Genomic DNA, 22027 nt, shown 5'->3' with positions numbered 1-22027 from the left:
GGTGTCGTGTCGGACGGGGTGTCAGACCGTCACCGCGGCGACCCGGCCGCCGGACTGCCGGAACCGGCCCTCCAGCTCCGCGTCCTCCACGGCCGCCACGTCCTCCAGGACCGCCAGCACCCGGCCCCCCGGTTCGACGGCGGTCACCGTGCAGGTGACGCCGGTCCGGCCGGGCCTGACGTCCTCGACGGCGATGAGGAAGTCCGCGTCGGACGGCAGCGGCGCGAGCAGCCGCACCCGCCCGATCTCCATCGGCAGGCTGGCCCGGCCGCGCCGCTCCCGCACCCACACCAGCACCGCCTGGAGCAGCAGGTCGGCGAGGACGGGACTGTGCAGCCGCCCGTGGAAACCGCCGTGCGCGGGACGGTCGTCGGCCAGCCGGGCCCGGACGAGGAGCCGCTGGTCGTCGCTGACCAGCACCGTGCGCAGCCCGCGCAGCGCGGGACCGTGGAAGAGGGTGCCGTCCCGGTACAGCGGGGCGGCGTCCCGGCCGGAGGCGGCGGCGGAGCGGGCGAGCGCGACGAGGTCGGGCCGGTCGGCCGCCGGGGCGCCCTCGGCCACGGAGAGCCGCGCGCTGTAGGCGGGGCGGCTGCGCCCGGAGGCGTCGACCGACGAGGCGAGGACGTCGGCGTCGGTGTCGGCGGAGGCGGGCGCCGGTTCGACGGACAGCCGCAGCCGCCGCGGCCGCTGGGCGTCCGGCTCGTCCCAGGAGACGCCCTTGAAGACCTTGAACCCGCTGACGCCGGTGACCTCCCGTCCGGTCGCCGTCTCCACGGCGTGGGCCAGCGCGCCGAGCGCGGCGGTGGCGGGCAGCACCCGGCGGTCGCCGATGGTGTGGTCCGTCAGCAGCGGCTCGGCGGCGAGGTCGTCGAGGGTGCGGTCGACGACGTAGGCGCCGGGCGCCGGGGCGTCCGTGGGCGCGGACAGGGGGGTGAGGGGTCCGGTGACGACGACCGTGTCATGGCCGTGCGCCGCCGTGAACTGCTCGGCGAACATCCCCGCGCCGGTGGCGAGCGGCACCAGCGCGACACCGCGCTCGGCGAACATCGCCCGCAGGTCGTCGGAGACCATCCCGCCGTCCCAGGCCCCCCAGTTCATCGCGGTGACCCGCGCGGACGGCAGCTCCCGCTTCAGCCGGGCCGCGATCCGGTTCAGCGCCTCGTTGGCCATGGCGTAGTCGGACTGGCCCCGGTTGCCGAAGAACCCGGCGACGGACGAGAACAGCACCAGGTGCCGCAGCCGGGCGACGCCCCGCAGCACGTCCAGGACGTTGCCGAGGCCGAGCAGCTTGGTGTCCAGGACCCGGCGGATCTCCTCGGGCGCCTTCTGCGCGATCAGCCGGTCCGCGAGCACCCCGGCCCCGTGCACCACACCGGTGACCCGCCCGGCGTACGGCGTGAGCACCCGGCGTACGCCGGCGGCGTCGGTGATGTCGACGGTGAGGTACTCCACCCGCGCCCCGGCCGCGGTGAGCCGGTCGAGGTTCGCGGCGATCTGCCGCGCCGCGGTGATCTCCCGGAACCGCGCCTCCACGGCCCGCGGGGTCGGCTTGTCCCCGCCCCGCGCGGACCGCCGCGCGATGACGCCGCGCAGCGCGGGCCCCTCGTGGCCGACCGCCCACTCCGGCTCGGGCACCGGACGGCTCCGGCCGAGCACCACCAGCCCCACCGGACGGGCCGACACCAGCGCGTGCAGACAGTCCGCGGTGATGCCGCGCGCCCCGCCGGTCACCACGAACAGCTCGTCCGCGGCCAGCTCCGGCACGGCCGCCGCGTGCGCCACGGCGGGCTGCGCGGCCAGCCCGACGGTACGGCGCCCGGCGGCGTCGTGGGCCACCTCGGCGAGCGTCCCCGCCAGATCGCCGATCTCCTCCAGGAACCGCGCCCCGACGGTGGTCGGCGCCATGTCCGGCGCGAAGTCGACGGTACGGGCGAACACCTCGGGCGCCTCGATCGTCAGCGTCTTCACCAGCCCGCCGACCCCGCCGAGCAGCGGCGAACCGTCGCCGCCTCCCCGGTGTCCGGCGGCCCCGTCCAGCCGCGTCACGGCGACGAACCCGGCGCGGTTCCCCCGCGCCGCCGCCGACCTGAGCGCGGGGAGCGCGTGCTTGGCGACCAGCAGGCCGTGCTCAAGCCGCCGCACACCCTCACGCCACTCCGGCCCGGCCGCGGCGGCCATCTGGACGACCAGGTCGACGCGATCGGCGGTCAGTGCCCCGGGCAGCTCGCCCTCGTCCCAGCTCGCCAGCCGCCGCACGGCGTCCGCCTCCGGCACGAGCCCGTCGACACCGGGCAGCGCCACGACCTCCACCCGCCAGCCGTCCCCCCGCAGCGCCCCGGCCAACGCCCGCGTCAACACGGACCCGTCGTCCACGATGACGGCGGTACGCGACTCCGGGTAGGCCCCGACGAGCGTGTACGGCGCGGGCAACTCGGTGAGCGTGGCGTGGGTGCGGCCGATGCCGGGGGTGGTGGGGTAGGTGACGGTGAGTGGGGGCTGGGGGGCGGGCGCGGAGGAGGGGGAGACGGTTGACGCCAGGAACCCGGCGATGTCCTCCAGCGTGCGCAACTCGGCCAACCGCTCCGGGTCGACGTCCTCCGACACCGGGTACGCCTCCTGCAACGCACCCAGGATCTGCACCCGCTTGATCGAGTCAATGCCGAGATCCGCCTCCACGTCCATGGAAGGCTCCAGCATCTCCACCGGATAACCCGTCTTCTCCGCCACCGCACCCAACAGCGCGGTCATGACCTCGTCCGAGGCAACGGCAGGCGCGGGCTCCGGGGCCGGGGCGGGTGCCGGGGCGGGTGCCGGTGCGGCGGATACGGTCGACGCCAGGAACCCGGCGATGTCCTCCAACGTCCGCAACTCGGCCAACCGCTCCGGATCGACGTCCTCCGACACCGGGTACGCCTCCTGCAACGCACCCAGGATCTGCACCCGCTTGATCGAGTCAATGCCGAGATCCGCCTCCACATCCATCGACGGCTCCAGCATCTCCACCGGATAACCCGTCTTCTCCGCCACCGCACCCAACAGCGCGGTCATGACCTCGTCCGAGGCAACGGCAGGCGCGGGCTCCGGCGCTGGAGCCGGAACCAGGGTCGGGGCCGGGGCGGGTGCGGGTGCCGGTGCGGGCGTGGGTTCAGCCGACACGGTCGACGCCAGGAACCCGGCGATGTCCTCCAACGTCCGCAACTCGGCCAACCGCTCCGGATCGACGTCCTCCGACACCGGATACGCCTCCTGCAACGCACCCAGGATCTGCACCCGCTTGATCGAGTCGATCCCGAGATCCGCCTCCACATCCATCGACGGCTCCAGCATCTCCACCGGATAACCCGTCTTCTCCGCCACCGCACCCAACAGCGCACCCATCACCTCAGCGGAGACGACAGGGGCAGCAGCCTCCCTCACAGGCTCCGGCAGGGGCTCGGGCTCCGGCTCCGGCTGGGATTCGGGTGCCGCCTCAACCACCGGCTCCTCCCCCCGCAGCGCGTCCAGCAGCAACCGTGTCGACCGGTCGTGTGCCGCGCCGATCCGTTCGCTGTGTTCCCGGATGATCCGCAGGGCCGCCTCGGTGTCGGGGTGGGCGCCGGAGCGTACGGAGTCCTCCAGGGCGCGGACGGAGGCGTGGACGGTGTCCGCGTGGGCGGTGAGGATCTCCGCCTGGAGGCCGAGGCCCTCGCGCAGGACGGCCTCGACGGGGTCGGACTCGACGGGGTCACCGCTCGGGCTGGCGCCGGTCAGGGTGGTGGGCTCGGCGAGGGCGGCCCGGTAGGCGGAGCGGCGGTCGTCGGTGACGTAGTTGATGCCGCGCAGCGGGATGTTGAGGCCCTTGCGGGCCGGGGGCGCCGGGCGCGGGGTCACGTCGGTGTCCAGGCCGGTGACGGGGAGGCCGAGGACGGCGAGTTCGACGGCGGCGCGCTTCAGGGCGATCTCGCCGTCCTTGGAGGGGCCGCCGTCCACCGCGAGGGTGACGACGTCGGCGCGGCCTTCGAGGATGCGGTCGATCAGGTCGGTCAGCACCCGCTTGGGCCCGAACTCGACGAAGACGCGGAAGCCGTCGGCGTACATGCGCTCGATGCCGGAGACGAAGTCGACGGGCTGGAGAAGCTGGTCGACGAGGGTGCGCCGGTTGGCGGCGGCGTCGGGGCCGTAGCTGGCGCCGGGGGTGTTGGCGTACACGGGGAGGGTGGGGGTGCCCAGGCCGGTGCGGTCGACCGCCTCGCGGAAGGCGTCGGCGGCGTGGGCGACGAAGCCGGTGTGGAAGGCGGCGGAGACGGGGAGCCGTTTCGCCGGGAAGTGGCGGCCGGAGGCGTCGGCGACGAGCCGTTCGATCTCGTCCGTGGGGCCGCCGACGACGATCTGGCCGGGCGCGTTGATGTTGCAGATGGCGACGGTGCGGTAGGTGGCGACGAGGCCCTGGACGTCGGTGAGGGAGGCCCGGATGGCGGCCATGGCCCCGGGGTCGAAGTCGGCGGGCGCGTGTTCGGGCGGGGCCATGGCGAGGCCGCGGGCGCGGGCGAGTTCGGCGAACCGGTCGTCGTCGAGGGCACCGGCGGCCCACAGGGCGGTGAGTTCGCCGAAGCTGTGTCCGATGGCGCCGTCGGGACGGAAGCCGAGGCCGCGCAGCCAGGTGTACTGGCCGGAGGCGAGGGCGCCGATGGCGGGCTGGGCGAAGTCGGTGCGGCGCAGGGCCGCCTCCTGTTCGCGGCGGGCGGCGTCGGTGAACGGCGGCGGCGGGAAGACCGTACGGGCGAGGGTGTCGGGGCCGTGGGTCAGCCGGTTGGCGCGGTCGAAGGCGGCGCGCAGCGGAGGCAGGGCGAGGGCCGCCTGGCGGCCCATGCCGACGTACTGGCTGCCCTGTCCGGCGAAGACGGCCGCCGTCTTGGTCCCGGGCGGCAGGGCGGTACGGCGGTAGGTGATGCCCTTGGGGTGCTGCCAGGCGGCGGCGTCGGCGCGGGCGCGCAGCAGGTCCACGGCGGTCCGGCGCAGTTCGGTGAACTCCTCGTCGGTGCGGGCGACGATGCCGACGCGGGCGTCGCCCTCGGGTATCGGGCCCGGGTCGGCGGGCGCGGCGCCGTTCTCGATGCGGGCGGCGAGGGCCTCGGGTCCGGCGGCGTGCCACAGCCCCCAGCGGGCGACGGGACCGAGGACCTCGGTCGCGGCGGGATCGTGTTCCTCCAGGACCATGTGGAAGTTGGTGCCGCCGAAGCCGAAGGAGGAGACCGCGGCACGGCGTTTGCCGCGGCCGGGGTCGAGGATCCAGGGGCGGGCCTCGGTGTTGACGTAGAAGGGGGTGCTGGCGGGGTCGACGGCGGGGCTGGGGGTGTCGACGTTGATGGTGGGCGGCAGCACCTTCTGGTGCAGGGCGAGGGAGAGTTTGATGAGGCTGGCGGCGCCCGCGGCGGCCTTGGTGTGCCCGATCTGGGACTTGACGCTGCCGATGGCCGCGTAGCCGTGGTCGTCGGTGTCCGCCGAGACGACCGTGGACAGGGCGGAGAGTTCGGTGTGGTCGCCGACGGCGGTACCGGTGCCGTGGGCCTCGAAGAGTTCGATGGCGCCGACGGGGAGGTCCGCGTCCTCGTAGGCGCGGCGCAGGGCGAGTTGCTGGCCCTCGGCGCGGGGGGCGTAGATGCTCTTGAAGCGGCCGTCGCTGGAGCTGCCGATGCCGCGCAGGACGGAGTAGATCCGGTCGCCGTCGCGTTCGGCGTCGGCGAGGCGTTTGAGGGCGAGCATCCCGATGCCCTCGCCGATGAGGGTGCCGTCGGCGGACTCGTCGAAGGGGCGGATGAGCTGGCTCCGGGAGAACGCCGGGGTCTTGCTGAAGCACAGGTACATGAGGATCGTGTTCTCGGCGTCGCAGCCGCCGGTGAGCATCAGGTCGGCGCGGCCCTCGACGAGTTCGCTGACGGCGAGTTTGACGGCGGCGAGGGAGCTGGCGCAGGCGGCGTCGACGGTGCAGTTGGTGCCGCCGAGGTCGAAGCGGTTGGCGATGCGTCCGGCGACGACGTTGCCGAGCATCCCGGGGAAGCTGTTCTCCTCCCAGGGGATGTACGCCTTCTTGAACCGCCGGGCGATCTCCTCGGCGTCCCGCTCGCTGAGGCCGACGCTGCGCACGACCTCCTTGAGGACGGGGGTCTGGAGGCGGGCGGAGAGCGGCTGGGTGAGGGAGTTGGCGCCGGTGACGCCGAGGATGACGCCGGTGCGGGAGGCGTCGTACCAGCCCGCGCCGTCGGCTCCGGCGTCGCGCAGGACGTCGCGGGCCACGGTGAGGGAGAGCAGCTGGAGGATGTCGGTGACCTCCAGGGTGTTGGGCGGCAGCCCGAACTCCATCGGGTTGAAGGCGGTCTCGGGGAGGAAGCCGCCGCGCCGGACGTAGGTCTTGTCCTCGGCGGCGGGGTCGGGGTCGTAGTAGTCGTCGGGGTCCCAATGGGACGCGGGCACGTCCTCGATGCAGTCCGCCGCCCGCACGATGTTGTCCCAGAACTCGCGCAGGTCGCGTGACTTGGGGAAGAGGCCGGCCAGCCCGACGATCGCGATCGGCGTCTCGGCCAGACGTGAGTGCTGCACGATGGTCCTCCGGATGTCCTTACGGTGCCGCGCGTCGGGTAGGGCGGGGGTTCAGTGGCCCTGCGGGACGGCGGTGAGCAGGTCGGCGAGGGCGGTGACGGTCTCCGGTCGCTGGAGCAGCGTGTAGTGGTCGCCGGGGACGGCGAGCTGCCGCAGGGGGCGTCCGCTGAGTCCGCCCCAGCCGAGGTCGTGGCTGTCGGGCAGGAGCGAGCGGTCGGGTTTGACGACGGTGACGGTGCGGTCCAGGGGCTCGGGCAGGTAGTCGGCGGTGCACCGGTTGTTGCGGACGAGCCCGGCGTGGAAGGCGCCGTAGAGCTTGCGCATCCCGGCCGGTTCGGTGCCGGGGGGCAGGACGCCCTGGGTGACGGCGGCGTCGAGGAGGGCGTCGAGGCTGGTGAGCGCGGTGGCGTCGGTGCGCAGGCGCTGGCCGCGGCGGGCGCCGAGGTACATGGCGAACCAGCCGAGCAGCATCGCGGGGGTGAGCGCGTCGTCGGGGCGTTGGAAGGCGGCGACGGGGGCGATGGAGTCGAGGACGACGAGCGCCCCCAGTCTGCCGCCGCGGCCCTCGGCGTCGAGGCGGGCGGCGATCTCGTAGGCGACGACGCCGCCGAAGGACCAGCCGGCCAGCGCGAGCGGTCGCCGGGTCAGCCCGGCGTCCCGCAGCGCCCGCAGGCACCGGTCGGCGAGTTCCCGCACGCCGGGCACGGGGGCCGCCGGGTCGAGGCCCGCGGCGACGTACTCGGGCACGGCTCCGAGGTCGCAGAGGTACGGCTCCTGGTCCCCGGCCAGCCGCGCGGCGAGCGGCCCCCAGACGGTGGCGGGCAGCGCCCCGGGGTGCACGGCGACGACGGCGCGGGTACCCGGCTCCTCCGCCAGCCGGGTGTCCCGCTCCTCGTCCCCCGTCGGCCGCAGCGCGGTCAGCAGGGCCCGGGGGGTGGGCCTGCGGGGGGCCCGGTCAGGCCGCGGTGACATGCCGGTCGCTCTCCTCGGCTATATGCTCGGACAGGGCGGCGATCGTGGGGTGGTACCACAGGGCCGTGGCCTCCAGTTCGAAGCCGAGCCACTTCTCCAGTTCGCCCGCGAGGATCAGCGCCTCCGTCGAGTCCAGGTCGAACTCGTCGAAGTAGCGCTCCACGTCGATCTGGTCCTGGCCGACGCCGAGCCGGATGGCGAGCTTCTCGACGAGCCAGGCCCTGGCCTCTTCGGCGGTGACACGCTGCATGGGGGGTCCTCTCAGGTCCGTGTAGGTCCGTGTAGGTCCGTGTAGGTCCGTTCAGGTCGGTTCAGGTCGGTCGGTACGTCAGTGCTGGGCGGCCCGTATCTCGCGGGCGACGGCCTCGGCCGCCTTGCGCCCGGAGACGAACCCGGCCTCGTGCGAGCCGATGAGGTCGACGCCGATGCGCGGGGCGTGGAAGTAGGAGCCGGCCAGCTTGATCCGGCCGCCCGGGGCGTTGACGTCGTAGACGGTGCGCTGCATGGCCCGTACGCCGAGGTCGATGACGGGGTGGGTGAACGGCAGCTCGCGGACGACGTGTTCGTCGCGGGGCGTGATCGGTGAGTCGAGGGTGACGAAGTAGTCGCGGCGGGCGGTGAAGCCCTGGAGGGCGTTCATGTAGTAGGCGACCCAGGTGCGCGGGCGGCCGCCGACGGTCTTCAGGCCGTAGTTCCAGCTCTGCCAGCGCTCCCGGCGCGGCGGCATCGCCGCGGGGTCGGTGTGCAGGACGGCGCTGGTGGCGCTGTAGCGGACCTTGCCCAGGATCTCCGCCTGGAGCGGGGTGGGCCGCTCCAGCAGGGCGAGGGTCTGGTCGGCGTGCGCGGCGAGCACGGCGTGGTCGTGGCGTTCCTCGCCGTCGGCGGTGCCGACGAGGACCGTGCCGTCGTCGTCCTGCCGTACCCGGGTGACCGGGGTGCCGGTGCGGACGGTGCCGTGGAGTCCGGCGACGACGCGGCGGACGTACTCGACGCTGCCGCCGGAGACGGTCTTCCAGGCCACCGAGCGCCCGCCGAGCCCGCCGGGGTCGTGGGACATGAAGAACGCGATGACGGTGGTGGCGGGCATCTCCCAGATCAGTTCGGCGGGCACGGACCAGACGGCGGTGGCGAGCAGCACGACGTAGCCGTACTTGAAGGCGTCGCTGTAGCCGCCGCGGTCGAGGTACGCGCCGAGGGAGAGGTCGGTGCGCTGGCGCAGGAAGTCGCGGGGGGCCTCGCGGTGGAAGCGTTCGGCGTCCCGCCACAGGGGGAGGAAGTCGGCCGGGTAGCGGTCGGCGATCTCGGCCTCGGTGAGCTCGAACTCGTCGGTGCCGTAGTCGAGTCCGCGGTCCAGGTCGAAGAAGTCGAAGCCGCCGGTGTGGTCCAGGGCGGTCACGCCGAGCTTCTCGAAGAACGCGGTGAGTTCGGGGTAGGTCCGGGCGTTGAAGACGACGAAGGCGGTGTCGATGCCGAGGGTGCGGCCGTCGTCCTCGGTCACCTCCACGGTGTGGGCGTGGCCGCCGGGGCGGTCCTGGCTCTCGTACACGGTGACCTCGACGTCGTCGGGCAGGTGGTACGCGGCGGAGAGCCCGGCGATTCCGGCTCCGACGACTGCGACACGGGTGGTCATGGCAGGGCTGCACCTCGACTCGGGCAATCTCGGACGGCCTCGGACGGCCTCGGACGCTTCTGGCCCGCCGGTCGTCCGGCGGACGGCGCTCGAAAACCGTAGGGTCGGCTGGAAATCGTGGTCAATCAGCCCATCGACAGGCCGGGTTGGCCGATCGAATGCTTCGATACGCCGCTGTCGGGGTGTCCGGATCCGGCCGTCGGCGGCCTCCTTGGCACATGCCGGACAGAAGTCGGCGGCCCGCCGGGTGTCCGGATCCCCGGCCGCGCGGGCTCCTGTTCCTGGGACCGCCCACGGGACCGCCCGCGCGGACGGACCGCCTACGAGGGGAGCCCTCATGCCCACGATTCCCTGGATGCCCGGGGCCGACAAGGCCACCGGCCCGGCGCCCGGCGGCACCGGCCCGGCCGTGGTCATGGCGTCCCGGCTGGAACTGAGGTCCCTGCTCGGCGTGCCCCGGTTCCTCGTACTGGCGCTCGTCATCCTGCGGCAGGTGCGCGCGGCCGAGGGCTCGGTCGGGGTGTCCCTGCGGGCGGAGCCGCTGAAGCGGACGTTCTGGACGCTGTCGGCGTGGCGGGACCAGGAGGCGCTGGACGCCTTCGCCCGCACCGACCCGCACGCGGTGAGCGTGCGGCGGCTGCGGCCCGGCATGAAGGGCGCGGTGTTCGTGTTCTGGACCACCGGTCGCGACCAGGTGCCGGTCGGTTGGGAAGAGGCCCGCCGCCGCCTCGCCGAGCAGGCCGCACGGGAGACCCCGGCCGCATGACCACCACCGCCGGGTCCGGCGCCGCGCCGGTCGTCCCGTACGCCCGGCTGGTGCTGCTGGCCGCCTGCCTCGGGCTGTTCATGTCGTTCGTCGAGGTGACCGCGGCCATCTCGACGCTGCGCGCCCTCCAGGTCGACATGGGGGTGGCGCCCGCCGACCTGAGCTGGGTGTCCAGCACCTACACCCTCGTCGTCGCCGCGTGTGTGCTCTCCGGCGGGGCGCTCGGCGAACGCCTCGGGCGGCACCGGGTGTTCCTGGCCGGGGTGGCGCTGCTCGCGGCGGGTTCCCTGGTGGTGGCGACCGCGGACGGCTATCCGCAGGTGCTGCTCGGGCGGGGCGTGAGCGGTCTGGGCGGCGCGCTGGTGCTGCCGACCTCGCTGGCGCTGATCACGACGACGTTCTTCGTGGACCTGCCGCGCATGGTGCGGTACCTCGCCGTCTGGGTGTCCGTCTCCGGGATCGGCCTCGCCGTCGGCCCGCTGCTCGGCGGTCTGCTGCTCGACGTGTCGGGGTGGCGGGCGGTGTACGTGGTGAACACCCCGCTCGCCGTCGTCACGGTGCTGGTCACGCTGCGCGCGGTGACCGAGTCCCGGGTGCCGGACCGCCCGCTGGACCTGGCGGGCCAGTTCTGGGCGGTCCTCGGACTGTCGACGCTGGTGTACGGCATCGCGGTGGGTGGCCGCGAGGGGTACGACGACCCGTGGGTGGCCGGGGTCCTCGCGGTGGCCGCCGTCGCCCTGACCGCGCTGGTGGTCACCGAACACCGCGCGGCCGTGCCGATGCTGGACGTCCGGATGATGCGGAACGCCCGCTACACGGCCGCCCTGTGCGTCGCCGCGGCCTCGCTGTTCGTGTTCGTCGGCGTGGTCTTCGTGGAGGTGCTCTTCCTGCAACGGGTGCGCGGCTCCGGTCCGTTGGACACCGGGGTACGGCTGCTCCCCGCGATGCTGGCCTTCGTCGCGGCGACGTTCACCGCGCAGCGGCTCGCGGGCCGGGTGCGGCCGGGGCGGCTGCTGGCGCTGGGGTCGGTGGTCACCGCGGTCGCCGCGCTGGTGCTGCTGTTCCAGCGGCCCGACGGCTCCTACGCGGTCACCGCGCTGGGGCTCGCGCTGGTCGGCTCGGGCAGCGGGCTGGTCGTCGCGCCGTCCACGAACGCGGCGTTCGAGGTGGTCGACGGCGCGCTGATGGGCCAGGCGTCCTCGGCGGTGACGGCGTTCCGGCAGGTCGGCTCGGTGCTCGCGACGTCGGTGCTGGGCGCCGTACTCGCGCTGCGGTTCCTCGGCTCGCTGCCGGGCAGCCTGGACGAGCGGGGTGTGGCCGGTCCGGTGGCCGACCGGGTGGTGGCGGTGGCCCGGGACGGGGGTGCCGGGACGGCCGCCGTCGCACCGCCGCGGATCACCGGCGCCGTGGGTGACGCGTTCACCAGCGGGGTGCACGGCGCGCTGTGGGTGGTCGCGGGCGTGGCGTGCGCGGCGGCCGTGCTGGCCTGGACGCTGCTGGCGGCGCGGCGCCCGGAATAATGCGGGGCATGTCGTCCCGCCGTCGCCCCGCACGCGCCCTCCAGGTCACCTGCCCCTGTGGGCTGCCCGAGCCGTACGAGCGGTGCTGTGGCCGGTACCACTCGGGTGCCGCCGCCGCGCCGACCGCCGAGGCGCTGATGCGGTCGCGCTACGCCGCCTTCGTCCGCGGCGACGAGCCGTACCTGCTGCGGACCTGGCACCCGCGCACCCGTCCGGCGCGGCTCGGCCTCGATCCCGGGACGCGGTGGACGGGTCTGGAGGTCCTCGGCACCACCGACGGGTCGGCGTTCCACGCCACGGGCACGGTGACGTTCCGGGCGTCCTTCCGCGGCGGCGCGCTGCACGAGCGCAGCCGGTTCGAGCGGGTGGACGGGGCGTGGGTGTACGTGGACGGCGACTTCCCGGACTGACCGCGACCGACCCCGCGGCGGGGGTCAGGGCGCCAGGATGTCCAGTTCCTCCAGGGCGCCGAGGGTGATCTGCCGGGTCAGCTCCTCGGCGCGGGCGGTGTCGCGGGCGCGGACCGCCTCGGCGACCTGGACGTGCAGGGTGACGGCGGCCGGGTCGGGGTCCTCGAACATGACGTCGTGGTGGGTGCGGCCCGCGAGGACCTCGGCGACGACGTCGCCCAGACGGGCGAACATCTCGTTGCCGGAGGCGTCGAGGATCACCCGGTGGAAGGCCACGTCGTGGAAGAGGTAGCCCTCCAGCTGGTGGCCGCGTGAGTTGGCGACCATGCCGAGGGCGCACTCGGTGAGCTGGGCGCACTGCTCGGCGGTGGCGTGGCGGGCGGCGAGCCCGGCGGCGACCGGTTCGACGGCCGAGCGCAGCACGGTGAGCGAGCGCAGCTGCCGCGGCCGGTCGGCCCCGGCGAGGCGCCAGCGGATGACCTGGGGGTCGTAGACGTTCCACTCGCGGGTGGGCAGCACCGTGACGCCGACACGGCGGCGGGACTCGACCAGGTGCATCGACTCCAGGACCCGGACCGCCTCACGCATCACCGACCGTGACACGTCGAAGCGTTGGGCGAGTTCGTCGGTGCGCAGAACGCTGCCCGGTGGGTACTCACCCGCGGTGATCTCGGGGCCGAGGGTGTCCAGAACCCGGCCGTGCAGCCCCCGGCCCGTTGTGCTCATGCACTCAGCGTACGGGGCAGATCACGGGAACAAAAAGTCAGACTTATTTGTCACAGGGTCTTGAATTAGTCCTACGTAATGGGTTTCAGTGTGGCCGACGTCAGAAGTCGACGTCGCATGTCGAGGAAGACAGCGAGGCAGAGATGCGTACCCCCCACGTCGTCGTGGTGATGGGCGTCGCCGGAACGGGCAAGACCACCATCGGTCCCCTGCTCGCCGCCCGGCTGGGCGTGCCCTACGCCGAGGGCGACGACTTCCACCCGCCGGCCAACATCACCAAGATGTCGGCCGGTACCCCGCTCGACGACGCGGACAGGTGGCCCTGGCTGGACGCCATCGGCACCTGGGCGCACGGGCGGGCCGGGCTCGGCGGGGTGGTCAGCAGCTCCGCGCTGAAGCGCGCCTACCGCGACCGGCTCCGGGCCGCCGCCCCCGACGTGGTGTTCGTCCACCTCACCGGCGAGCGCGCGCTGATCGAGGAGCGGATGCGCCAGCGGCAGGGCCACTTCATGCCGACCGCCCTGCTGGACTCGCAGTTCGCCACGCTCCAGCCGCTCCAGCCGGACGAGGCGGGCGTCGCGGTGGACGTCTCGGGCACGCCCGAGGAGATCACCGCCCGCGCCATGGCCGCGCTGGACGCCCTCGACCCGGACGCGCCGTCGGGCACGGCCCCGTAAGGCGGATTCCCCCCGACCGCTCCACCTCCCCACCCCCCGTTCCCCACCCCCCACGTCTCCCCCTCCCCTCCCCACTCACAAGGAACTCCCGTGACCAGACTCAGCGTCGAGATGCTGGCAGCGGACCCCGTCGAGCCGATCACCTCGGCCGGTCACGCCCAGCTGGGCATCGCCGTCCTGGCGGGCATCGCCGTCATCGTCCTGCTCATCACCAAGTTCAAGCTCCACGCCTTCCTCGCGCTGACCATCGGGACGCTGGCGCTCGGCGCGTTCGCCGGGGCGCCGTTGGACAAGGCCATCGCCAGCTTCACCACCGGACTCGGCTCGACCGTGGCGGGTGTGGGCGTGCTGATCGCGCTCGGCGCGATCCTCGGCAAGATGCTCGCCGACTCCGGCGGCGCGGACCAGGTCGTGGACACCATCCTCGCCAAGGCGGGCGGCCGTGCCATGCCGTGGGCGATGGTGCTGATCGCCTCGGTGATCGGTCTGCCGCTGTTCTTCGAGGTCGGCGTCGTCCTGCTGATCCCCGTCGTGCTGATGGTCGCCAGGCGCGGCAACTACTCCCTGATGCGGATCGGCATCCCCGCCCTCGCGGGCCTGTCCGTGATGCACGGCCTGGTGCCCCCGCACCCCGGCCCGCTGGTCGCGATCGACGCGGTCGGCGCCGACCTGGGCGTGACGCTGGCGCTCGGCGTCCTCGTCGCCGTCCCGACCGTGATCATCGCCGGTCCCCTCTTCTCCCGGTACGCCGCCCGCTGGGTGGACGTCCCGGCGCCGGACAAGATGATCCCGCAGCGCGCCTCGGAGGAGCTGGACCGTCGTCCCGGCTTCGGCGCCACGCTGTTCACGATCATGCTGCCGGTCGTCATGATGCTCTCCAAGGCGCTCCTCGACATAGTGGTCGACGACCCGGAGAACACCGTGCAGCGGGTCTTCGACGTCGTCGGCTCCCCGATGATCGCCCTGCTCGCTGCCGTCCTGCTGGGCATCTTCACGCTGCTGCGGCCCGCCGGGTTCGCCAGGGAGCGGGTCTCCGGCCTCGTCGAGAAGGGGCTCGCGCCGATCGCGGGCATCCTGCTGATCGTCGGCGCGGGCGGCGGCTTCAAGCAGACGCTGATCGACTCCGGCGTGGGCCAGATGGTCCTGGAGATCTCCGAGGACTGGTCGATCCCGGCGCTGCTGCTGGCCTGGCTGATCGCGGTGGCGATCCGGCTGGCGACCGGTTCGGCGACCGTCGCGACGGTCTCGGCGGCCGGTCTGGTCGCGCCGCTGGCGGCCGACATGTCGACCAGCCACGCCGCCCTGCTGGTGCTGGCCATCGGCGCGGGCTCGCTCTTCTTCAGCCATGTCAACGACGCCGGTTTCTGGCTGGTGAAGGAGTACTTCGGGCTGACCGTCGGCCAGACCCTCAAGACCTGGTCGGTGATGGAGACGATCATCTCGGTGGTCGCGGGCGGACTCGTCCTGCTGCTGTCGCTGGTCATCTAGCGAGGCGTCACACGGCGCTCGTACGGGAGCGGCTCACCTCCGGGTGGGCCGCTCCCGTCATGTCGGTTCAGGAGTCACGGCCGCCACAGCGCGTGCTCCCGTTCCGCCCACTCCCGGCTCACCGCGCCCGTGCGCATCCCGCGGCGGGCCTCCGGGTCGGCGAGGGCCATGCCGACGTGACCGGCGATGACGACGCCCATGGTGAGCGCCAGCCAGTCGTGCACGAAGGTCGCGCTGGTGCGCCAGACCAGCGGGGTGAGGTGGGTGAACCACATGAGCAGACCGGTGCCGAGCATCACGAGGGTGGACCCGGCGAGCCAGGACGCGTAGATCTTCTGCCCGGCGTTGAACTTCCCCGCGGGCCGGGCGCCGGGGCGCGGGTCGCGGCGCAGGACGGCGCGCAGCCAGTCCCGGTCGTGCCGTCCGAAGCGGTTGAGCAGGCCGAGGTCGGTCCGCAGGGCGCGGGAGGCCAGGCCCGCCAGGACCGGCGCGGGCAGGGCGAGCCCGGACCACTCGTGGAGCGCCACCACCAGGGCGCGGCGGCCGACGAGTTGGGCGAGCTGGGGGACGTAGAGGCAGGCGGCGGTCGCGACGCAGACGCCCATCAGGACGGCGGTGGTGCGGTGCGCCCACCGCTGGGCGGCGGTGAAGCGGCGCAGCCGGGTCGCGGCCGGGGGGAGGGTCCCGACGATGCCGGGTCCGGTGGTCTCAGCTGGTCGGCGCATCGTCGCGTCCGTTCGAGCGGCCCACCCAGGCGTCGACGTCGTAGCCGCGTTCCTCCCAGTAGCCGGGGCGGACCTCGTCGGTGAGCGTGATGCCGGAGAGCCACTTGGCGGACTTGTAGAAGTACATCGGCGCCACGTAGAGGCGGACCGGGCCGCCGTGGGCGTGGCCCAGGTCCTCGTCCCGCATCCGCAGGGCGACCAGGACGTCCGCGCGGCGGGCCTGGTCGAGGGTGAGGCTCTCGGAGTAGGTGCCGTCGAAGCAGGTGAAACGCACCGCCCTGGCCGCCGGCCGCACCCCCGCGGCGTCCAGCAGCCGGGACAGGCGTACCCCTTCGAAGGGGGTGCCGGGCACCCGCCACCCGGTGACGCACTGCACGTCGCGGACCAGGCGGGTCTGCGGCAGGGCGCGCAGGTCGGCCAGGGTGAGGCGGGCGGGCCGGTCGACGAGGCCGTCCACGGTGAGCCGGTAGCTCGTGTCGTCCCTGCGGGGCACGGAGGAGGCGACCGAGTAGTAGCGGAAGCCGCCGCCGTTGGGCAGCAGTCCGGTCAGCCCGGTGGGGTCACGGTCGGCGGCGGCGCCGAGGAAGGACTCCAGGCCGCGTTGCAGGGTGGGCGCGGCGAGCACGCCGAGGGCGCCCACGCCGAGGGTGCCGAGGAGGACGCGGCGGCCGACGGGCGGGCCGCCGGTCTCCGGCTGGTCGGGGTTCACGCGCCCCATTCGAGCACCCGCGGTCCGGGCGGGCCAGGGTCCGCGGGTGTCCGTCAGCGTTCCGTAAGCACTCGCGGAACCGCGCCGGGCCTCAGTCGGTGGTCTCCGACACCTTCTCCAGCTGGAACGCCTCGTTGCCGAGCCCGATCCGGGCGTGCACCTCGGGCCTGCGGGAGCGCAGTACGGCGCCCTGGACGAGGCCCGCGACGAGGGCGAGGCCGATGACGCCGGGCAGCAGCCAGCTCAACGCGGAGCCGGAGCCCGCGCCGATCAGGACGTCGAAGTCCTTGACGGTGTAGCCGATGATGAACAGCAGCCCGACGAGGGCGAGTCCGGAGGCGGCCAGCCGCCACAGCTGGGCGCCCGCGGCGCCGCGCCGGACGAAGAAGACGATCACGGAGACCGAGGCCACGGCCATCAGCACGGCCACGCCGAGCGCCCCGAGGTTGCCCATCCAGGTGAACAGCCGCAGCACGGGCGCGGTCGGGTCGCCCACGGGGCCGTCGTCGGTCACCGCGAAGGCGGCGACGACCACGACCGAGATCACCGTCTGGAGCAGCGAGCCGGTGCCGGGCGCGCCGCTGGCGCTGCTGGTGCGGCCGAACGCGGCGGGCAGCAGCCCCTCGCGGCCCATGGCGAAGGCGTAGCGGGCGACGACGTTGTGGAAGCTGAGCATGGCGGCGAACATGCCGGTCACGAAGAGCACGTGCAGCACGTCGGTGAAGGTGTCGCCGAGGAGGTCCCCGGTGAGGAAGAACAGCAGTCCGGCGCTCTGCTCCTGCGAGGTGCCGACGATCGCGGCGGGGCCGGTGACGACGGTGAGCGCCCAGCAGCTGACGGTGTAGAAGACGGCGATGCCGCCGATGGCGAGGAACATCACCCGGGGCACCAGGACGTGCGGGCGGCTGGTCTCCTCGGCGTAGACGGGGGCCTGTTCGAAGCCGAGGAAGGCGGCGACGCAGAAGCACAGGGCGGTGCCGATGCCCGCGCCGGAGAGGGTGTCGGGGTTGAAGGCGTGCAGGGACAGTCCCTCGGGGCCGGGGTCGGCGAGCGCGGCGACGTCGAAGATGACGACGAGGACGACCTCGATGAGCAGCAGGACGCCCAGCACGCGCGCGTTGAGGTCGATCTTCAGCCAGGCGAGCGCGCCGACGGCGAGCGCGGCCAGCAGCGCCGGTATCCACCACGACAGTTCGGTGTCGAGGTAGGTGGCGAAGAGCCCGGAGACCTCGAAGCCGAAGATGCCGTAGATGCCGACCTGGAGGGCGCTGTACGCGACCAGCGCGACGAGGGCGGCGCCCGCGCCCGCGGTACCGCCGAGGCCGCGGGAGATGTAGGCGTAGAAGGCGCCCGCGTTGTGGACGTGGCGGCTCATCTCGGCGTAGCCGACGCTGAACAGGGCGAGCACGGCGGCGAGGATGACGAACAGCAGGGGCTGCCCGACGATGCCCATCACCCCGAAGGTCGTGGGCATGACACCCGCGACCACCATGAGCGGGGCGGTCGCGGCGAGGACCGACAGCAGCAGCCCCGCGGTGCCGAGCCGGTCGGCCCGCAGGGCCCGGTCCTGCCCCTTGAAGGTGCTGATACCGGCGCGGTCGGCGGGGGGTCTGCGCGTGCTCGAACTACCCGTTGTCATGGGGGAGTCGGTCCTTTCAAGACGGCGTTCGGGGCGGGGTCGGACTTCCTGGCCCGTGCGGGGTCAGCCGGTGCCGAGCGCGCGGTCGCGGGCGGCACGGAAGACGGTGTACGGGTCACGGTCGGGGTAGGACCAGGGCTGCGGCGTGGGGTGCTCGCCGATGCGGTGGAACAGGGCGGCGGCCTCGGCGCCGCGGCCCTCGCAGACCTTGGCGTGGGCGAGGTAGTTGAGGTCGACCAGGCGGCGGGGATGGCCCTCGTGCTCCCACTCCAGCCACCAGTCGAAGGCGGCCTTCATCACCTGCCGGGCGCGGCGGCCGGTCCAGTGCCCCGAGGCGGCCGGGTCGGCGGGTTCGAAACCGGCGCCCGCGAGCACCCGGTAGCGCTCGGCGTGCGCGACGACCGGGAGGATCGCCAGCGGCGAGTCGGCGGGGGCCTGCTCGGCGGCCCAGGCGGCGAAGTCGTACGCCTCGTGCAGGGGGTCGGGTCCGGCGTCGGCGCGCTGTTCGGCGAGCCGGGCGACCAGCAGGTGGTGGGCGTGGTGGTGGTCGGCGTGCCGGGCCCGCACCAGTTCGAAGGCGCGGACCACCGCGTCCAGCGGGCCGAGGGCGCGCTCCAGCATCAGCAGGCCGAGCAGCGGGGTGGGGTCGGCGGGGGCGACGGCGGCGGCGCCGCGGCATGACTCGCGGACCCGGTCCGGTTTCTCCTTGCCGCGCAGGGCGCGCGCCACCTGGGCGACGGCGAGCAGGACGGTGGCGTCGGCGGAGTCCGGTTCGGCGAGCAGCCACTCGCGTGCCCACGCGGCGGTGTGGGACTCCTGGGCGAGCACGGTGACGCGGTGGCCGCGGCGGTCCCAGTCGTCGCCGGTGCGGGCGAGCAGGGCGCGGACGGGCTGCCACCGGCCCTGGCCGAGCGCGGTGCGGGCGGCGCCGAGTTCGGCGTCGTCGAGAGCCGCGTCGAAGGCCGTGGCCGCGCGTCTACGGCCGCGGCCGAGGGGCGGGGGTGGTGGCACCTCGGGACTACCTCGGAACTTCTGGAAACCTGCGCGGGACGGCGACGGAGGCGGCGGGGGTCACCGGCGCGCCATCGGTCGATCACGCACAGCCAACCCCCACCCCACGCCCAGCGTCAAGTGCCACCGAGACATGACACGCTTCAACCGGTCACGAAATGAAGGGAGTTGGTTAAGTGCTGTACTACTACTGCTGGGATGGAGCCCATGAACCCCGCTGACGAGATCCTCGACGTCGTCGACGAGCAGGACCGGGTCGTCGGACAGGCGCCGCGCGGCCGCGTCTACGCCGAGGGCCTGCGCCACCGCTGCGTCTTCATCCAGGCCAGGGACGCCGACGGCCGCGTCTTCGTGCACCGGCGCACCGCGACCAAGCTGGCCTTCCCCTCCCTGTACGACATGTTCGTGGGTGGTGTGGTGGGCGCGGGCGAGACCTACGACGACGCCGCCCTGCGCGAGGCGGAGGAGGAACTGGGGGTGTCCCGCCTGCCCCGACCGCGGTTCCTCTTCAAGTTCCTGTACGACGGGGGCGGCGGGGGCTCCTGGTGGTCGGCGGTGTACGACGTCCGCTGCGACCTGCCGGTCAGCCCGCAGGCGGAGGAGGTCGCCTGGCACGCCTTCCTCCCCGAGGAGGAGGTGGAGCGGCGGCTGCCGGAGTGGCGGTGGGTGCCGGACGGCCTGGCGGCGTACCAGCGGCTGAAGGGGCGCCGTACGGACGGGTAGGGTCCAACGCGTGATCGAATTCGTACGGAACGTCCGGCTGTGGTTCGCTCCCGGGCGGATCCGGGACGAGGGCACCACGCCCGACTACCGGTTCTCGCTGGCCAACGAGCGCACGTTCCTGGCCTGGCTGCGGACGTCACTCGCCCTCATCGGCGGCGGCTTCGCGGTGGACCAGTTCCTGCCGGACCTGAACCGCGGCTGGCGCATCGGCCTGGCCCTGGCGCTGCTCGCGGCGGGCGTCCTGTGTTCCCTGCGCGCGGTCAACCACTGGCTCCGCTGCGAACGCGCCATGCGCCGCGGCGAGGACCTGCCGGTGTCCCGCTTCCCGGCGCTGCTCGGCGTGGTGGTGGCGGTGGTGGCCCTGGCGATGGTCGTGATCGTGCTGGTGGGGTGGGGCGGGTGAGCGACGCGGGCGACGAACGGGACCCCGGGCTCCAGCCGGAGCGCACCCGGCTCGCGTGGCGGCGTACGACGCTGGCGGGCACCGTCGTCGCGGTCCTCGCCGTACGGGCCTCGCTGCGCGGGGGCGCCACGGCCACCGGGGCGGTCGCCGCGGCGCTGTGCCTCGCCCCGTGGCTGGCGCTGCTGCTGCTCGCGCACCGCCGTATCCGCGCCCTGTCCGCCGCCGCCCGCCCGGCGCAGCTCACCCCCCGGCACGCCGCGGCGGCGGCGCTGTGCGCGGTGGCACTGGCGGCGGGCGCGGCGGCGCTGGTCTTCTAGGACGTGTGCGGCGCTGGCCTCCGCGAGCGTGTGCGGCGCTGGCCTCCGCGAGCGTGTGCGGCGCTGGTGTCCTGGAGCGTGTGCGGCGCTGGCCTTCCAGAGCGTTTCCCAAGCGCCCGCAGAGCAACCGTAGAGCGGCCTTGGAGCACTCCTAGAGCGGCCTTGGAGCACGCGTGGAGCACGCGTGGAGCACCCGTGGACCGCCTCCACGCGTGGACCACCCGTGGACCGCCTCAGGCGCCCTCCTCCTCCCACTCCACCGTCACCACCAGCTTGCCCCTGGTCCGGCCCTCCTGGCTGGCGCGGTGGGCGTCGGCCGCCCGCTCCAGCGGGAACGTCTCGGAGACGTGGACGGAGATCGCGCCCTGCTCGGCGAGTTCCGACAGGTGGGTCAGGTCCGCGGCGTCGGGGCGGACGAAGTGGTAGTGGCCGCCGTAGTCGACCACCTCGGGGTCGGCGACGGACACCAGCCGGCCCTCGGGAGCGAGCAGGTTGGCGGAGACCTTGGCCGTCTCGCCGCCGACGGTGTCGAAGGCGGCGTCCACCCCCTCCGGCGCCAGCCCCCGCACCCGCTCGGCAAGTCCGTCACCGTAGGTCACCGGCTCCCCGCCCAGCTCCCGGACGAAGTCGTGGTTGGACTCGCTGGCGGTGCCGATCACCCGGGCCCCGAGATGGCGGCCGAGCTGGACGGCGAGGGAGCCGACACCCCCGGCCGCGGCGTGCACGAGCACCGTCTCACCGCGCTTCACCTGGAGCCGCCTGACCAGCACCTGGTAGGCGGTGAGGCCGGTCAGCGGCAGCCCGGCGGCCTGTTCGTAGGTGAGGTTGCGGGGCTTGCGGGCGAGGGTGCGCACGGGGGCGGCGACGTACTCGGCGAAGGTGCCCCGGGAGAGGAAGTCCTCCCGGACGTACCCGATGACCTCGTCACCGACGGTGAACTCGCTGACCGCGGCGCCCGGCTGCACCACCACCCCGGACACATCCCAGCCGGGGACGACCGGGAACACGGCGTCGAGGAGCCCGTCCAGGTACCCCTCCCGGCACTTCCAGTCGACGGGGTTGACGCCCGCCGCCCGCACCTTCACCAGCACGCTGTCGGGGCCGACCTTGGGCTCGGGCCGCTCGCCGTACTCCAGCACCTCGGGACCGCCGTACCGGCTGTAACTGATCGCCTTCATGCCACCGACCCTCCGGGGTACCCGGGCCGTACGCAACCGGGATGACCCGATATGCGCCATCCGCGTGGCGGCCCGGCCGGACCCGGCACACGATCGTCCCGACCGCATCCGCACCGAAGGTGAGCACCATGACCACGACGCAGCACCACGAACACGCCGCCCACACCCACGCCCACGGCCCCGGCTGCGGACACACCGAGGTCCCGCACGGCGACCATCTGGACTACGCCCACGACGGCCACCTGCACCGCGAGCACGGGGGCCACTGGGACGAGTGCGAGCCCACCGGGCACGCCACCCACGCCGCGCACGAGCACCGGCACGGCGAGGGCTGCGGGCACGCGCGCGTGGCCCACGGCGACCACGTCGACTACCTCCACGACGGCCACCGGCACGCCGCGCACGACGGCCACTGGGACGACCACTGACCCACTCCGCACCCCCGGACGGCCGCCCCCGCCGGGGGCCCCGGCCCCCCCAGGCCCCGCCCCCCGCCGAGCCCCCCCCACGCCGCCAACACCCCCCCGTCGGCCCCCAGACAGTGGACCTCCAACCCG

General features: G+C 73.9%; 19 protein-coding genes. 9 read left to right on the top strand and 10 right to left on the bottom strand.

Going from position 1 to position 22027, the window contains the following annotated elements; translation table 11 throughout:
* Positions 1–21: 21 nt before the first annotated feature.
* From ABZ659_RS14030 to ABZ659_RS14015, 4 genes are all read right to left on the bottom strand, one after another.
* Positions 22–6576, bottom strand: a complete 6555-nt coding sequence (locus tag ABZ659_RS14030; RefSeq protein ID WP_360218075.1) for an SDR family NAD(P)-dependent oxidoreductase — start codon at positions 6574–6576, stop codon at positions 22–24.
* A 51-nt stretch (positions 6577–6627) separates the two neighbouring features.
* Positions 6628–7548: a thioesterase domain-containing protein gene (locus tag ABZ659_RS14025; RefSeq protein ID WP_360218072.1), complete on the bottom strand. Its 921-nt coding sequence runs from the start codon at positions 7546–7548 to the stop codon at positions 6628–6630.
* Positions 7532–7798 carry an acyl carrier protein gene (locus tag ABZ659_RS14020; protein ID WP_360218069.1) on the bottom strand — a complete coding sequence of 89 codons (267 nt, stop codon included), beginning with the start codon at positions 7796–7798 and terminating at the stop codon, positions 7532–7534. The genes ABZ659_RS14025 and ABZ659_RS14020 overlap by 17 nt, the downstream gene beginning before the upstream one ends.
* 78 nt (positions 7799–7876) lie before the next feature.
* Complete coding sequence (locus ABZ659_RS14015; RefSeq protein ID WP_360218066.1) at positions 7877–9178, bottom strand: FAD-dependent oxidoreductase; 1302 nt, start codon at positions 9176–9178, stop codon at positions 7877–7879.
* A 337-nt stretch (positions 9179–9515) separates the two neighbouring features.
* Here ABZ659_RS14015 and ABZ659_RS14010 point away from each other — a divergent pair, with 337 nt between their 5' ends.
* Genes ABZ659_RS14010 through ABZ659_RS14000 form a run of 3 tightly spaced genes read left to right on the top strand, consistent with a single transcriptional unit; the run spans position 9516 to position 11874 of the window.
* Positions 9516–9944, top strand: coding sequence for a DUF3291 domain-containing protein (locus ABZ659_RS14010; RefSeq protein WP_360218063.1), 429 nt, complete (start codon positions 9516–9518; stop codon positions 9942–9944).
* Positions 9941–11464, top strand: a complete 1524-nt coding sequence (locus tag ABZ659_RS14005) for an MFS transporter (RefSeq protein ID WP_360218060.1) — start codon at positions 9941–9943, stop codon at positions 11462–11464. The genes ABZ659_RS14010 and ABZ659_RS14005 overlap by 4 nt, the downstream gene beginning before the upstream one ends.
* Before the next feature lie 8 nt (positions 11465–11472).
* Complete coding sequence (locus ABZ659_RS14000; RefSeq protein WP_360218057.1) at positions 11473–11874, top strand: YchJ family metal-binding protein; 402 nt, start codon at positions 11473–11475, stop codon at positions 11872–11874.
* 24 nt (positions 11875–11898) lie between these two features.
* Here ABZ659_RS14000 and ABZ659_RS13995 read toward each other — a convergent pair whose 3' ends face one another.
* Positions 11899–12600: a FadR/GntR family transcriptional regulator gene (locus ABZ659_RS13995; RefSeq protein WP_360218054.1), complete on the bottom strand. Its 702-nt coding sequence runs from the start codon at positions 12598–12600 to the stop codon at positions 11899–11901.
* A 143-nt stretch (positions 12601–12743) separates the two neighbouring features.
* Here ABZ659_RS13995 and ABZ659_RS13990 point away from each other — a divergent pair, with 143 nt between their 5' ends.
* On the top strand, positions 12744–13277 hold the full coding sequence (locus ABZ659_RS13990) for a gluconokinase (protein WP_360218051.1): 534 nt from the start codon (positions 12744–12746) through the stop codon (positions 13275–13277).
* A 90-nt stretch (positions 13278–13367) separates the two neighbouring features.
* Entirely contained in the window at positions 13368–14765 is a 1398-nt protein-coding gene (locus ABZ659_RS13985; protein ID WP_360218048.1) for a gluconate:H+ symporter, read from the top strand.
* 74 nt (positions 14766–14839) lie between these two features.
* Here the strand turns inward: ABZ659_RS13985 and ABZ659_RS13980 are convergent, their stop codons facing one another.
* The 4 genes from ABZ659_RS13980 to ABZ659_RS13965 form a co-directional block, all read right to left on the bottom strand.
* Positions 14840–15490 carry a cytochrome b/b6 domain-containing protein gene (locus ABZ659_RS13980; RefSeq protein ID WP_360218045.1) on the bottom strand — a complete coding sequence of 217 codons (651 nt, stop codon included), beginning with the start codon at positions 15488–15490 and terminating at the stop codon, positions 14840–14842.
* Positions 15474–16208 (bottom strand): molybdopterin-dependent oxidoreductase, encoded by a 735-nt coding sequence (locus ABZ659_RS13975; protein ID WP_360218042.1) that lies wholly within the window; start codon positions 16206–16208, stop codon positions 15474–15476. The genes ABZ659_RS13980 and ABZ659_RS13975 overlap by 17 nt, the downstream gene beginning before the upstream one ends.
* Positions 16209–16290: 82 nt before the next feature.
* Complete coding sequence (locus ABZ659_RS13970; protein ID WP_360218039.1) at positions 16291–17838, bottom strand: APC family permease; 1548 nt, start codon at positions 17836–17838, stop codon at positions 16291–16293.
* Between the two features lie 63 nt (positions 17839–17901).
* The gene (locus ABZ659_RS13965; protein ID WP_360218036.1) at positions 17902–18849 is read right to left on the bottom strand and encodes a hypothetical protein; all 948 of its coding nucleotides are present in this window, start codon (positions 18847–18849) and stop codon (positions 17902–17904) included.
* Between the two features lie 207 nt (positions 18850–19056).
* On the opposite strand from ABZ659_RS13965, the gene ABZ659_RS13960 reads away from it, so the two are divergent.
* The 3 genes from ABZ659_RS13960 to ABZ659_RS13950 are packed head-to-tail and all read left to right on the top strand — an operon-like array spanning position 19057 to position 20292.
* On the top strand, positions 19057–19572 hold the full coding sequence (locus ABZ659_RS13960; RefSeq protein ID WP_360218033.1) for an NUDIX domain-containing protein: 516 nt from the start codon (positions 19057–19059) through the stop codon (positions 19570–19572).
* Positions 19573–19582: 10 nt separating this feature from the next.
* Complete coding sequence (locus ABZ659_RS13955; RefSeq protein ID WP_360218030.1) at positions 19583–19975, top strand: DUF202 domain-containing protein; 393 nt, start codon at positions 19583–19585, stop codon at positions 19973–19975.
* Positions 19972–20292 (top strand): DUF202 domain-containing protein, encoded by a 321-nt coding sequence (locus ABZ659_RS13950; protein ID WP_360218027.1) that lies wholly within the window; start codon positions 19972–19974, stop codon positions 20290–20292. Before ABZ659_RS13955 ends, ABZ659_RS13950 begins: the two co-directional genes overlap by 4 nt.
* 233 nt (positions 20293–20525) lie before the next feature.
* On the opposite strand, the gene ABZ659_RS13945 is transcribed toward ABZ659_RS13950, so the two are convergent.
* Positions 20526–21470, bottom strand: a complete 945-nt coding sequence (locus ABZ659_RS13945) for an NADP-dependent oxidoreductase (RefSeq protein ID WP_360218024.1) — start codon at positions 21468–21470, stop codon at positions 20526–20528.
* Between the two features lie 128 nt (positions 21471–21598).
* Between ABZ659_RS13945 and ABZ659_RS13940 the strand changes: the two genes are divergently transcribed.
* Entirely contained in the window at positions 21599–21898 is a 300-nt protein-coding gene (locus ABZ659_RS13940; protein WP_360218021.1) for a hypothetical protein, read from the top strand.
* Positions 21899–22027: the final 129 nt, after the last annotated feature.

Source organism: Streptomyces sp. NPDC006997, from assembly GCF_040635175.1.
In the GTDB taxonomy this organism is placed as follows: Bacteria; Actinomycetota; Actinomycetes; order Streptomycetales; family Streptomycetaceae; genus Streptomyces.
The sequence above is the reverse complement of the archived record's forward strand: the minus strand, read 5'-3'. Positions and strand labels throughout refer to the sequence as shown.

Coding starts and splice junctions, on each gene's coding strand:
- ABZ659_RS13970 (WP_360218039.1), bottom strand. CDS start 17,838: ATGACAACGGGTAGTTCGAGCACGCGCAGACCCCCCGCCGACCGCGCC.
- ABZ659_RS13995 (WP_360218054.1), bottom strand. CDS start 12,600: ATGAGCACAACGGGCCGGGGGCTGCACGGCCGGGTTCTGGACACCCTC.
- ABZ659_RS14010 (WP_360218063.1), top strand. CDS start 9,516: ATGCCCACGATTCCCTGGATGCCCGGGGCCGACAAGGCCACCGGCCCG.
- ABZ659_RS14005 (WP_360218060.1), top strand. CDS start 9,941: ATGACCACCACCGCCGGGTCCGGCGCCGCGCCGGTCGTCCCGTACGCC.
- ABZ659_RS13975 (WP_360218042.1), bottom strand. CDS start 16,208: ATGGGGCGCGTGAACCCCGACCAGCCGGAGACCGGCGGCCCGCCCGTC.
- ABZ659_RS13940 (WP_360218021.1), top strand. CDS start 21,599: ATGACCACGACGCAGCACCACGAACACGCCGCCCACACCCACGCCCAC.
- ABZ659_RS13990 (WP_360218051.1), top strand. CDS start 12,744: ATGCGTACCCCCCACGTCGTCGTGGTGATGGGCGTCGCCGGAACGGGC.
- ABZ659_RS13945 (WP_360218024.1), bottom strand. CDS start 21,470: ATGAAGGCGATCAGTTACAGCCGGTACGGCGGTCCCGAGGTGCTGGAG.
- ABZ659_RS13980 (WP_360218045.1), bottom strand. CDS start 15,490: ATGCGCCGACCAGCTGAGACCACCGGACCCGGCATCGTCGGGACCCTC.
- ABZ659_RS13960 (WP_360218033.1), top strand. CDS start 19,057: ATGAACCCCGCTGACGAGATCCTCGACGTCGTCGACGAGCAGGACCGG.
- ABZ659_RS14025 (WP_360218072.1), bottom strand. CDS start 7,548: ATGTCACCGCGGCCTGACCGGGCCCCCCGCAGGCCCACCCCCCGGGCC.
- ABZ659_RS14020 (WP_360218069.1), bottom strand. CDS start 7,798: ATGCAGCGTGTCACCGCCGAAGAGGCCAGGGCCTGGCTCGTCGAGAAG.
- ABZ659_RS14015 (WP_360218066.1), bottom strand. CDS start 9,178: ATGACCACCCGTGTCGCAGTCGTCGGAGCCGGAATCGCCGGGCTCTCC.
- ABZ659_RS14000 (WP_360218057.1), top strand. CDS start 11,473: ATGTCGTCCCGCCGTCGCCCCGCACGCGCCCTCCAGGTCACCTGCCCC.